The following is an 11,847-nucleotide window of genomic DNA, read 5'->3' as shown; positions in this document are numbered from 1 at the left end:
GTCGAAGAAGGCGTACACCACGTTGATCACCAGCAGGAAGAAGGTGGTGGGCGACAGCAGCGGGAACTGGATCGTGAGAAAGCGCCGCAGCGGCCCGGCGCCGTCGATGGCGGCGGCCTCGATCAGCGATTTGGGAATGGACTGCAGGCCCGCCAGGAAGAACAGGAAGTTGTAGGAAATCTGCTTCCAGACGGCAGCCACCACGATCAGCGCGAGGGCGTGGTTGGAGTTGAGCAGGTGGTTCCAGTCCATGCCCATGTAGTGCAGAAAGTACGACACCACGCCGATGCTGGGCGAGAACATGAAAACCCACAGCACGCCCGCGATGGCCGGCGCCACGGCGTAGGGGATGATCAGGAAGGTCTTGTAGACCAGGCTCCCGCGCAGGATGCGGTCGGCGAAGATGGCCAGCATCAATGACAGTGCAATACCGCTGCCAGCCACCAGAACAGAAAAGAGCGCCGTGACCTTGAAGGACTCGATGTAGGCCGGGTCGTCGAACAAGGTCTGGAAGTTCTCCAGGCCGACGAAGACGGAGGATGTGCCGAAGGCGTCCTCCGTCTGCATGGATTGCCAGATGGCCTGGCTCGCCGGCCAGAAGAAGAACACCAGGATCACCGCCATCTGCGGCGCGATCAGCAGCCAGGGCAGCCAGGCAGATCGAAAGAGGACGCGTTTTTCCATGGAAGTTAGAACATTGGCTCGGAAAAAGAAGAACCCACCGGCCCTGCGGTGGGCGCGGCGGGTTGCGAGTGTAGTGGGTGAGGCGCCGCAGATGCCGGCGCCTCACACCCGGCTCAGCCCTTGTTTGCCTTCTGGAAGCGCTCGAGTTGCTCGTCGCCGCGCTTGACGGCGGCGTCGAGTGCCTCCTTGGCGGTCTTCTTGCCGCTCCAGATCTGCTCGGTCTCCTCGTCGATGATGGTGCGGATCTGCACGAAGCTGCCCAGGCGCACGCCGCGCGACTTGTCGGTGGTCTTGCGGATCATTTGCGTCACTGCCACGTCGGTGCCCGGGTTTTCCTTGTAGAAGCCCGAAGCATCGGTCAGCTTGTAGGCCGCCGTGGTGATGGGCAGGTAGCCGGTGCGCTTGTGGCTTTCGGATTGCACCTTGGTGTCGGACAGGAAGGTGAAGAAGCTGGCCACGCCCTTGTAGTGGTCGGCCGGCTTGCCGGACATGACCCACAGGCTGGCGCCGCCGATCACGGTGTTTTGCGGGGCGCCCTTCACGTCGGGGTAGTAGGGCATGGTGGAGATGCCGTACTTGAACTTGGCGTCCTTGGCCACGCGTGCGTACAGGCCCGACGAGCCGGTCATCATTGCGCATTCGCCCGAGGGGAAGGCGGCGTCGGCCGTGTTGTTGCGGCCCTTGTAGACGAAGGTGCCGTCCTTCGACATCTTGGCCAGGTTCTCGAAATGGCGCACCTGCAGCGGCGAATTGAAGGCCAGGCGTGCCGAGGTGCCGCCAAAGCCGTTGTTCTGCGTGGCATACAGGGTGTTGTGCCAGGCCGAGAAGCTTTCGAGCTGGGTCCAGCTCATCCAGCTCGTGGTGAAGGGGCACTTGTGGCCGCTGGCCTTGAGCTTGTCGGCTGCGGCGATCACCTCGGGCCAGGTGGTGGGAGCCTTCTCCGGATCGAGGCCGGCCGCCTTGAAGGCATCCTTGTTGTAGTAGAAGATGGTCGTCGAGCTGTTGAACGGGAAGCTCAGCATCTGGCCGTTTGGCGCGGTGTAGTAGCCGGACACGGCGGGCACGTACACACTGGGGTCGAACTTGGCGCCGCCCGAGGTCATCACCTCGCCCACCGGCTTGATGGCGCCCTTGGAAGCCATCATGGTGGCGGTGCCCACTTCGAACACCTGCAGGATGTGCGGCGCATTACCTGCGCGGAAGGCCGCGATGGCGGCGGTCATCGATTCGTCATACTGGCCCTTGTAGGTCGGCACGACCTTGAAGTCCTTCTGACTGGCGTTGTATTGCTTGGCGAGGTCGTTGACCCACTCGCCGAGCGGACCGCTCATCGAATGCCACCACTGGATCTCAGTCTGGGCATGTGCCACATTGAACAGCGTGGTGGCGGCCAGCGCCGATGCCAGCGCGAGCGTCTTGAATCGCATGAAGACTCCTGATGGGAAAATGAAAGCGCGGATGCTAGGCCACGTGGATGACATGGCCGCGTCACATTTGCGCACGGAGTGTTGTTAATTTCCAATCGGGAAAACCCCTTTGGCGCAGGGCTTCCCACGGCGTGCGCGCCCTCATGCTGCGGCGCAGCATGCTAGCATCGACCTCCCCTTTTTCGGCCTAGCCTGTTGCCGCGGCCGGGGCTTCCGCGAGTACGCCATGAGCAGCAAAACCTCCCTCGAAAAAAGCCGGATCAAGTTCCTTCTGCTCGAGGGCATCCATCCTTCGGCGGTGGAGGTCCTGCGCGCCGCGGGCTACACCAACATCGAGTCGCTGCCGGGTGCGCTGCCCGATGCGGAGCTCAAAGCCAAGATCGCCGACGTCCACTTCCTGGGCATCCGCTCGCGCACGCAGCTCACGGCCGAGGTCTTCGCGGCCGCCCACAAGCTGGTGGCGGCGGGTTGCTTCTGCATCGGCACCAACCAGGTCGACCTGGAGGCCGCGCGCGAGCACGGCGTGGCGGTGTTCAACGCCCCGTATTCCAACACCCGCTCGGTGGCCGAGCTGGTGCTGGCCGAAGCCATCCTGCTGTTGCGCGGCGTGCCCGAGAAGAGCGCGGTCGCGCACCGCGGCGGCTGGCTCAAGTCGGCCGAGAACGCCTTCGAGATCCGCGGCAAGACGCTGGGCATCGTGGGCTACGGCTCCATCGGCGCCCAGCTCTCGGTGCTGGCCGAGGCGCTGGGCATGAAGGTGGCGTTCTACGACGTGGTGACCAAGCTGCCCCTGGGCAATGCGCACCAGGTGCGCGAACTGCACCAGTTGCTGGCCCAGAGCGACATCGTGACCCTGCACGTGCCCGAGACGCAGGCCACCCAATGGATGATCGATACGGCCGAAATCGCCGCCATGAAGCCGGGCGCGATCCTGATCAACGCCTCGCGCGGCACGGTCGTGCGGATCGAGCCGCTGGCCGAGGCGCTGAAGCAGAAGAAGCTGCTGGGCGCCGCGATCGACGTGTTCCCGGTCGAGCCGCGCAGCAACAAGGACGAGTTCCAGTCGCCCTTGCGCGGGCTCGACAACGTGATCCTCACGCCCCACATCGGCGGCTCGACGATGGAGGCGCAGGCCAACATCGGCCTGGAGGTGGCGGAAAAGCTGGTGAAGTACAGCGACAACGGCACCTCGACCTCGTCGGTCAACTTTCCCGAGGTGGCGCTGCCGGCCCACCCCGGCAAGCACCGGCTGCTGCACATCCACCGCAACGTGCCCGGCGTGCTGTCGGAGATCAACAAGATCTTCTCGGACAACAACATCAACATCTCCTCGCAGTTCCTGCAGACCAACGAGAAGATCGGCTACGTCGTGATGGACATCGACGCCGCGTATTCCGACCTGGCGCTGGAAAAGCTGGCCAAGGTGAACGGCACGATTCGCAGCCGCGTGCTGTTCTGAACCCTGAACCAAGCGCCTCCGTCTTGCTCCCTCTCCCTCCGGGAGAGGGCCGGGGTGAGGGCAGCGGCATCCACACCACGGCAAGCGCCTGCCGGGCGCCTCGCAATAGGGGAACAGCGAAGGCGCAAGGCAGGCCCCCCGCCCCTGCCCTAAAATCCCACCCCCGGCTAGATGGGCGCGCAGCGCCTGGCCGAGGTGCCACCCCCGATGAATGCTCCGACCGCGTTGACCACGCTGTTGTCGCAGGCCGCAGAGCCTGTACGACTGCGCGAGATCCCCTATAACTACACCAGCTTTTCCGATCGAGAGATCGTGATCCGCCTGCTGGGCGAGCGCGGCTGGGAACTGCTCCAGACCCTGCGCGCCGAGCGCCGAACTCACGGGCCTTGTCGGCCAGGCCGTCGCGGCCTTCGACACCGCCTTTCGCGACGTGGCGGCCCTGCGCCGCAAGGCCACGCGCGTGCTCGGCCGCCTCACGGCCAAGGACAACATCAAGTTCGACGGCCTTTCGCGCGTCTCGCACGTCACCGACGCCACCGACTGGCGCGTCGAATATCCTTTCGTGGTGCTGTGCCCCGACACCGAGGCCGAGATGGCCCTGCTCGTCAAGGGCTGCATCGAGCTGGGCCTGACCATCATCCCGCGCGGCGGCGGCACCGGCTACACCGGCGGCGCCATTCCGCTCACCTGGAAGAGCGTGGTCATCAACACCGAGAAGCTCGAGGCCATGACCGAGGTCGAGCTGGTTCCGCTGCCCGGCCTCGACAACCCCGTGCCCACCATCTGGACCGAAGCCGGCGTCGTCACCCAGCGCGTGGCCGATGCCGCCGAGCGCGCCGGCTACGTGTTCGCAGTCGACCCCACCTCTGCCGAGGCCTCGTGCGTCGGCGGCAACGTGGCCATGAACGCCGGCGGCAAGAAGGCCGTGCTCTGGGGCACGGCGCTCGACAACCTGGCTTCGTGGCGCATGGTCACGCCGCAGGCCGAATGGCTCGAAGTCACGCGCATCGGCCATAACCTCGGCAAGATCCACGACGCCGAGAGCGCCGAGTTCGAACTGCAGTACTACGCGGCCGACGGCAAGACCAAGCTGCGCACCGAGCGCCTCGACATTCCCGGCCGCACCTTCCGCAAGGAAGGCCTCGGCAAGGACGTGACCGACAAGTTCCTTTCGGGCCTGCCCGGCATCCAGAAAGAGGGCTGCGACGGCCTCATCACCAGCTGCCGCTGGGTGGTGCACCGCATGCCGGCGCACACCCGCACCGTGTGCCTCGAATTCTTCGGCAACGCGAAGGACGCGGTGCCCAGCATCGTCGAGATCAAGGACTTCATGTTCGCCGAGCAGAAGCGCTCCGGCGTGCTGCTCGCGGGCCTCGAGCACCTGGACGACCGCTACCTGAAGGCCGTGGGCTACGCCACCAAGTCGAAGAAGCACGGCGGCCTGCCCAAGATGGTGCTGTTCGGCGACATCGCGGGCGACGACGCCGATGCGGTGGCGCGCGTCACCTCCGAAGTGGTGCGCATCGCCAATTCGCGCAGCGGCGAAGGCTTCGTCGCCATCAGCCCCGAGGCGCGCAAGAAATTCTGGCTCGACCGCAAGCGCACCGCGGCCATCAGCAAGCACACCAACGCCTTCAAGATCAACGAAGACGTGGTCATCCCGCTGCCGCGCATGGCCGAGTACAGCGACGGCATCGAGCGCATCAACATCGAGCTCTCGCTGCAGAACAAGCTCGCGCTCACCGACGCGCTCGAAGCCTTCCTGCTGCGCGGCAACCTGCCGCTGGGCAAGACCGACGACGCACACGAGATCCCGGCCGCCGAGCWGCTCGAGGACCGCGTCGCGCAGGCCGTGGCGCTGGTGCAGGGCGTGCGTGCGCTCTGGGCCGAATGGCTGCGCGACGTTGACACGCTGTTCCCGCAGCTGCAGGACCACACGCTGCGCGCCAGCTGGAAGACCCAGCTGCGCCAGCCGCTGCAGGAAATCTTCTCGGGCGCCGAGTTCACGCCGATCCTGGCCGAGTGCACCGCCATCCACCAGCAGGTGCTCAAGGGCCGCGTCTGGGTGGCGCTGCACATGCATGCGGGCGACGGCAACGTGCACACCAACATCCCGGTCAACAGCGACAACTACGAAATGCTGCAGACCGCGCATGCCGCAGTGGTGCGCATCATGGCGCTGGCGCGCAGCCTCGACGGCGTGATCTCCGGCGAGCACGGCATCGGCATCACCAAGCTTGAGTTCCTGAGCGACGAAGAGCTCGCGCCCTTCATGGACTACAAGCGCCGCGTCGACCCCGAAGGCCGCTTCAACAAGGGCAAGCTGCTGCGCGCCCCCGCCGGCGAAGCCGCGCTGCCGCATGCCGACCTGACCAACGCCTACACGCCGAGCTTCGGCCTCATGGGCCATGAGTCGCTCATCATGCAGCAGAGCGACATCGGCGCCATTGCCGACAGCGTGAAGGACTGCCTGCGCTGCGGCAAGTGCAAGCCGGTGTGCGCCACCCACGTGCCGCGCGCCAACCTGCTGTACAGCCCGCGCAACAAGATCCTTGCAACCTCGCTGCTGGTCGAAGCCTTCCTGTACGAAGAGCAGACCCGGCGCGGCATCAGCATCAAGCACTGGGAAGAGTTCGAGGACGTGGCCGACCACTGCACGGTCTGCCACAAGTGCCTCACGCCGTGCCCGGTGAAGATCGACTTCGGCGACGTGTCGATGAACATGCGCAACCTGCTGCGCAAGATGGGGCAAAAGAGCTTCCGGCCCGGCAACGCGGCCGCGATGTTCTTCCTCAACGCGACCAATCCGCAGACCATCAAGGCGGTGCGCGCGGGCATGGTGGGCATCGGCTTCAAGGCGCAGCGCCTGGCCAACGATCTGCTGCGCGGCCTCGCGAGGAAGCAGACCGCCGCGCCGCCCGCCACGCTCGGCCCGGCGCCGGTCAAGGAGCAGGTGATCCACTTCATCAACAAGAAGATGCCGGGCAACCTGCCCAAGCAGACGGCGCGCGCGCTGCTCGACATCGAGGATGCCGACTACGTGCCGATCATCCGCGACCCGAAGGCCACCACGTCCGAAACCGAGGCGGTCTTCTACTTTCCCGGCTGCGGTTCGGAGCGCCTCTTCTCGCAGGTGGGCCTTGCCACGCAGGCCATGCTCTGGCACGCGGGCGTGCAGACGGTGCTGCCGCCCGGCTACCTGTGCTGCGGCTATCCGCAGCGCGGCAGCGGCCAGTTCGACAAGGCCGAGAAGATGATCACCGACAACCGCGTGCTGTTCCACCGCGTGGCCAACACGCTCAACTACCTCGACATCAAGACGGTGGTGGTGAGCTGCGGCACCTGCTACGACCAGCTGCAGGGCTACCAGTTCGACAAGATCTTCCCGGGCTGCCGCATCATCGACATCCACGAGTACCTGCTCGAAAAGGGCATCACGCTGGCCGATGCAGGCGGTGGCGGCTACCTCTACCACGACCCCTGCCACAGCCCGATGAAGCTGCAGGACCCGATGAAGACCGTCAAGGCGCTGGTCGGCGACAACGTGCTCAAGAACGACCGCTGCTGCGGCGAATCGGGCACGCTGGGCGTCTCGCGGCCCGACATCTCGACGCAGATCCGCTTCCGCAAGGAAGAAGAGCTCAAGAAGGGCGAGGCCGCCCTGCGCGCGAACGGCCAGGTCGGCGAAAAGGACAACGTCAAGATCCTGACCAGCTGCCCGAGCTGCCTGCAAGGCCTCTCGCGCTACGGCAACGACCTGAACAACGGCCTGCTCGAAGCCGACTACATCGTGGTCGAGATGGCCAACAAGATCCTCGGCAAGGACTGGATGCCCGAATACGTGGCCGCCGCCAACCAGGGCGGCATCGAGCGGGTGCTCGTATGAAGGTGAAGAACTGTCCCTTCTGCGAAGGCCCCGGCGGCCGCATCGTGTTCGAGGGCGCGAAGCTTCGCGTCATCCATGCCGAGGAGGCCGGCTTCCCGGCCTTCTACCGCGTGATCTGGCGCGAGCATGCGGCGGAGTTTTCCGACCTCGACGCGGCCGACCGCGTGCTGTGCATGGAGGCGGTGACGGTGGTCGAGCAGTGCCTGCGCGAGCATCTGTCGCCGGCCAAGATCAATCTTGCGGCGCTCGGCAACATGGTGCCGCACCTGCATTGGCACGTGATCGCGCGCTTTGCGGACGACACGCATTTTCCGGGCTCCGTGTGGGCGCCGGTGCAGCGCCAAGCGGATGCGGCCCGGCAGGCCGCGGTGGCCGCGCGCCTGCCCGCGCTCGAGGGTGAGATGATGGCCCGCCTGGGCACAAGGAGCTTCTGATGGCAGGTTTGCAAGCCGGCGCACCGACGCCGCAATCGATCACCGTGCACGGCCAGTCGCGCGTGCTCGAGGTCGGCTTCTCGGACGGCGCGAGCTTCCGCATTCCGTTCGAGCTGATGCGCATCTATTCGCCATCCGCCGAGGTGCAGGGCCACGGCCCCGGCCAGGAAGTGCTGCAGACCGGCAAGCGCGAGGTCGAGCTGGTCGACCTGAAGCCGGTCGGCAACTACGCCGTGCAGCCGGTCTTCAGCGACGGCCACGACACCGGCATCTTCTCGTGGAACCTGCTGTACGAGCTCGGCGCCAACCAGGTCGCGCTCTGGGCCGAATACGAGCGCCGGCTTGCCGCCGCGGGTGTCGACCGCGACGCGCCGATGATCGACAAGGGCGGCTCCGCCTGCGGCAGCCACTGACCCGCCAGACCGCGTTCGCTCCTGAAAAAGTAGCCCCGCACGCAGGCGCGGCGCGCCTTGCCGCGGCCCGCGATTTCAAGAAAAAGCAACAAATGTCCGCCGTCGCCGCAGGGTCGCCTTCTTGAGCTGTGTGCTTCCGGCCTAATATCAGGCGCATGAGCACCACCCACTTCGGCTTCGAGAAAGTCGACGAAAGCGAGAAAGCGCAACGTGTCCGCGGCGTCTTCGATTCCGTCGCCACGCGTTACGACCTCATGAACGACCTGATGTCGATGGGGCTGCACCGCGCCTGGAAGGCCTACACCGTGATGGTGGCCAACGTGGGCGAGGGCTCGCGCGTGCTCGACATCGCTGGCGGCACCGGCGACCTCGCGCTGGCCTTCTCGAAGAAGGTGGGCGCCAGCGGCCAGGTGGTGCACACCGACATCAACGAAGCCATGCTGCGCACCGGCCGCGACCGCCTGCTCGATGCCGGCGTGGCGCTCCCCACGCTGGTGTGCGACGCAGAGAAGCTGCCGTTCCCCGACAACCACTTCGATGTGGTGACCGTGGCCTTCGGCCTGCGCAACATGACGCACAAGGACCTTGCGCTGAAGGAAATGAACCGCGTGCTCAAGCCGCGCGGCAAGCTGCTGGTGCTCGAGTTCTCGAAGGTGGCCAAGCCGCTGGCCAAGGCCTACGACTGGTATTCGTTCAACGTGCTGCCGCGCCTGGGCAAGCTGGTGGCCGGCGACGACGCGAGCTACCGCTACCTGGCCGAATCGATCCGCATGCATCCCGCGCAGGACGAACTCAAGACCCTCATGAAAGAGGGCGGTTTCGGGCATGTGGACTATCACAACATGACGGGGGGCGTGGTCGCCCTTCATGTTGGAATCAAATGTTGATGAAGCGAATTCTTCGCTCGAAAGAGGAGACGACATGAAAAGTTTGAGTTCTTTGTTCCTGGCTTGCGTGCTGGCCCTGGTCAGCGTTCAGGCAGACGCAGCTCGCATCGGTGGCGGCAAGTCGTTCGGCCGCCAGTCGTCCAACGTGACGCAGCGCGAATCCGCAGCACCCACCGCACCCGCGCAGCAAAACGCGACCAATGCGGCGCCGAGGCCCGCAACGCCCGCGCCCGCCGCCGCTGCGCCCAAGCGTCCGTGGGGCGCCATGCTCGGCGGCCTCGCCGCCGGCCTGGGCCTGGCCTGGCTCGCACACTCGCTGGGCCTGGGTGCCGGCTTTGCGAACATCCTCCTGATCGGCCTGCTCGTGATGGCCGGGCTGTTCGTCTGGCGCATGTTCAAGGCGCGCTCGGCCGCATCGTCGGGTACCAACCGCCCGGGCGGCTTCGCATTCGAAGGCGCCGGCAATCCGGCCAACGCCAGCGCGCCCGCGCAGTACAGCCCCGCCAATGTCGGCAACGATGCGTCGGCGCGTCCCTGGGAGCGCAACACGGCCGCCTTCGACGCCGGCTCCTCCGCGCATGGCAGCAGCCTGTCCGCGGCCGGTGCGGCGGCCGGCGGCAGCATGATCGGCTCGGCGCTCTCAGGCTCGCAGTCGTGGGGCATTCCGGCCGGCTTCGACGTGGACGGCTTCCTGAGCGCCGCCAAGCGCAACTTCGTGACGCTGCAGGACGCATGGGACCGCGCCGACGTCAGCATGCTGCGCTCGATGATGACCGACGACATGGTCGAGGAAATCCGCAGCCAGCTGGCCGACCGTGCGAGCCACACCGGCGGCGCCTCGAACAAGACCGAAGTCGTCATGCTCGACGCCAAGCTGCTCGGCATCGAGGAACTGGCCGATGCCTACCTCGCGAGCGTGGAGTTCTCCGGCATGATCCGCGAAGATGCCTCGGCCGGCCCGGGCCCGTTCCGCGAAGTCTGGAACATGACCAAGCCCACCAGCGGCACCAGCGGCTGGCTCGTGGCGGGCGTGCAGGCCCTTCAATAGTTCGCCCCCAGGCTCCGCGCACTTCGTGTCGCTTCTCCCACCCCCTACCGGGGGCAACAYCAGCAGCCCGGCAAAGCCGGTTCTGCGGTGTTTCTGGAAAAGGGCATGCAGTCCATGAGTCGTCGGGCGCTACAGTGACGGGATAATGGGGACATGGCCACACCATCGTCCCCATTTTCTTTTCTCGACGACCTGTTCAACCGCATCGGCGAGCGCCTGCAGCCGCCCGCCTGGGCGGTGCACGAGATCCAGCACCGCGCGGTGCTGTTCCTGAACCATGTGCTGCAGCAGGAACCCGAGGCCCAGCAGCGGCTGCTCCGGCAGCAGGGGCGGGTGGTGCGCTTCCAGTGGCGCTTCGTGACGATGGATCTGGTCGCCACGCCGGCCGGCCTGCTGGACCTCGCGCCTGCCGGCTCGGTGCCCGAGCTCACGCTCACCGTCACGGACGAATCTCCCTTCGAGCTGGCCCGCGCCACGCTGCGCGGCGGCAAGCCCTCGGTGCAGATCATCGGCGACGTGCAGCTCGCCGCCGAGGTCAACTGGCTGGTCGACCACGTGCGCTGGGACGTCGAGGACGACCTCGCCCGCCTCGTGGGCGACGTACCGGCGCACACCATCGCCAACGGCGCGCGCCGGGTCGTGGAAGCGCTGCGCCAGTTCGCCGGCGGCCGCAAGCCCCCGCAGGCCGGCGGTCCGTCGACCGGCTCGGCGAGCACGGCCGAATGAGGCGCTTCTACCGCGGAATCTTCATCGTCTGGGTCGCGCTGCGCTACGGCCTGGACGAGCTCGTGCTCACGAGCTTCCAGAAACCCTGGCTGCGCGTGGTGGCGCGCATCGTCTCCATCGGCCGCAACCTGGACGCACCGCGCGGCCAGCGGCTGCGCGAGGCACTCGAACGCCTGGGGCCGATCTTCGTCAAGTTCGGCCAGGTGCTGTCGACCCGGCGCGACCTGCTGCCGCCCGACATCGCCGACGAGCTCGCCTTCCTGCAGGACCGCGTGCCGCCGTTCCCCTCGGCGGTGGCCATTGCCACCATCGAGCGCGCCTTCCGCCGTCCGGTGGGCGACGTGTTCGTGCAGTTCGACGAGACGCCGATCGCCAGCGCGTCGATCGCCCAGGTCCACTTCGCGACCATCCGCACCGACGAAGGCGAGGTGCGCGAGGTCGCGGTCAAGGTGCTGCGCCCCAGCATGCGCGGCGTGATCGAGAAAGACCTGGCGCTCATGGCCATGATGGCCGGCTGGGTCGAGAAGCTCTCGCCCGACGGCAAGCGCCTGAAGCCGCGCGAGGTGGTCGGCGAGTTCGACAAGTACCTGCACGACGAGCTCGACCTGGTGCGCGAGGCGGCCAACGCGGCCCAGCTGCGCCGCAACATGGCCTCGCTCGAGCTGGTGCTGATCCCCGAGATGTTCTGGGACTTCTGCCACCCCGAGGTGATCGTGATGGAGCGCATGAACGGCGTGCCCATTGCCCAGCTCGACCGCCTGCGGGCGGCCGGCGTCGACATCCCCAAGCTGGCGCGCGACGGCGTCACGATCTTCTTCACCCAGGTGTTCCGCGACGGCTTCTTCCACGCCGACATGCACCCGGGCAACATCCAGGTGAGCCT

9 protein-coding genes and 1 pseudogene are annotated in these 11,847 nt (G+C 66.5%); 8 read left to right on the top strand and 2 right to left on the bottom strand.

What is annotated here, in order from left to right; genetic code table 11:
• The coding region (locus AC1DOC_RS10780; RefSeq protein ID WP_478129783.1) for an ABC transporter permease subunit at positions 1-684 on the bottom strand (684 nt) is incomplete at its 3' end.
• 113 nt (positions 685-797) lie between these two features.
• The gene (gene ugpB, locus AC1DOC_RS10775; RefSeq protein ID WP_478079536.1) at positions 798-2,111 is read right to left on the bottom strand and encodes a sn-glycerol-3-phosphate ABC transporter substrate-binding protein UgpB; all 1,314 of its coding nucleotides are present in this window, start codon (positions 2,109-2,111) and stop codon (positions 798-800) included.
• 226 nt (positions 2,112-2,337) lie between these two features.
• On the opposite strand from ugpB, the gene serA reads away from it, so the two are divergent.
• The 8 genes and pseudogenes from serA to AC1DOC_RS10735 all read left to right on the top strand — a co-directional run.
• Positions 2,338-3,570 (top strand): phosphoglycerate dehydrogenase, encoded by a 1,233-nt coding sequence (gene serA / locus AC1DOC_RS10770; protein ID WP_015866907.1) that lies wholly within the window; start codon positions 2,338-2,340, stop codon positions 3,568-3,570.
• A gap of 207 nt (positions 3,571-3,777) precedes the next feature.
• Positions 3,778-7,456 (top strand): annotated as a pseudogene (locus tag AC1DOC_RS10765) (DUF3400 domain-containing protein).
• Positions 7,453-7,890, top strand: a complete 438-nt coding sequence (locus tag AC1DOC_RS10760; RefSeq protein WP_278876660.1) for an HIT family protein — start codon at positions 7,453-7,455, stop codon at positions 7,888-7,890. The pseudogene AC1DOC_RS10765 and the gene AC1DOC_RS10760 overlap by 4 nt, the downstream one beginning before the upstream one ends.
• Complete coding sequence (locus tag AC1DOC_RS10755) at positions 7,890-8,303, top strand: gamma-butyrobetaine hydroxylase family protein (protein WP_278876662.1); 414 nt, start codon at positions 7,890-7,892, stop codon at positions 8,301-8,303. The genes AC1DOC_RS10760 and AC1DOC_RS10755 overlap by 1 nt, the downstream gene beginning before the upstream one ends.
• 155 nt (positions 8,304-8,458) lie before the next feature.
• The gene (gene ubiE / locus AC1DOC_RS10750) at positions 8,459-9,190 is read left to right on the top strand and encodes a bifunctional demethylmenaquinone methyltransferase/2-methoxy-6-polyprenyl-1,4-benzoquinol methylase UbiE (RefSeq protein ID WP_015866903.1); all 732 of its coding nucleotides are present in this window, start codon (positions 8,459-8,461) and stop codon (positions 9,188-9,190) included.
• 34 nt (positions 9,191-9,224) lie between these two features.
• Complete coding sequence (locus tag AC1DOC_RS10745) at positions 9,225-10,238, top strand: Tim44 domain-containing protein (RefSeq protein WP_018906405.1); 1,014 nt, start codon at positions 9,225-9,227, stop codon at positions 10,236-10,238.
• 153 nt (positions 10,239-10,391) lie between these two features.
• Positions 10,392-10,964: a ubiquinone biosynthesis accessory factor UbiJ gene (locus AC1DOC_RS10740; RefSeq protein WP_015866901.1), complete on the top strand. Its 573-nt coding sequence runs from the start codon at positions 10,392-10,394 to the stop codon at positions 10,962-10,964.
• Positions 10,961-11,847, top strand: an 887-nt coding sequence (locus tag AC1DOC_RS10735) for an AarF/UbiB family protein (RefSeq protein WP_478129782.1), incomplete at its 3' end; no start/stop codon positions are given. The genes AC1DOC_RS10740 and AC1DOC_RS10735, both read left to right, overlap by 4 nt.

It is taken from the genome of Variovorax sp. 01T439_2 (genome assembly GCF_056398445.1).
This window is presented reverse-complemented; position numbering and strand designations above follow the sequence as displayed.

Excerpts from the sequence above, each read along its gene's own strand:
- ugpB (WP_478079536.1), bottom strand. The coding sequence starts at position 2,111 with ATGCGATTCAAGACGCTCGCGCTGGCATCGGCGCTGGCCGCCACCACG.
- serA (WP_015866907.1), top strand. The coding sequence starts at position 2,338 with ATGAGCAGCAAAACCTCCCTCGAAAAAAGCCGGATCAAGTTCCTTCTG.
- AC1DOC_RS10760 (WP_278876660.1), top strand. The coding sequence starts at position 7,453 with ATGAAGGTGAAGAACTGTCCCTTCTGCGAAGGCCCCGGCGGCCGCATC.
- AC1DOC_RS10755 (WP_278876662.1), top strand. The coding sequence starts at position 7,890 with ATGGCAGGTTTGCAAGCCGGCGCACCGACGCCGCAATCGATCACCGTG.
- ubiE (WP_015866903.1), top strand. The coding sequence starts at position 8,459 with ATGAGCACCACCCACTTCGGCTTCGAGAAAGTCGACGAAAGCGAGAAA.
- AC1DOC_RS10745 (WP_018906405.1), top strand. The coding sequence starts at position 9,225 with ATGAAAAGTTTGAGTTCTTTGTTCCTGGCTTGCGTGCTGGCCCTGGTC.
- AC1DOC_RS10740 (WP_015866901.1), top strand. The coding sequence starts at position 10,392 with ATGGCCACACCATCGTCCCCATTTTCTTTTCTCGACGACCTGTTCAAC.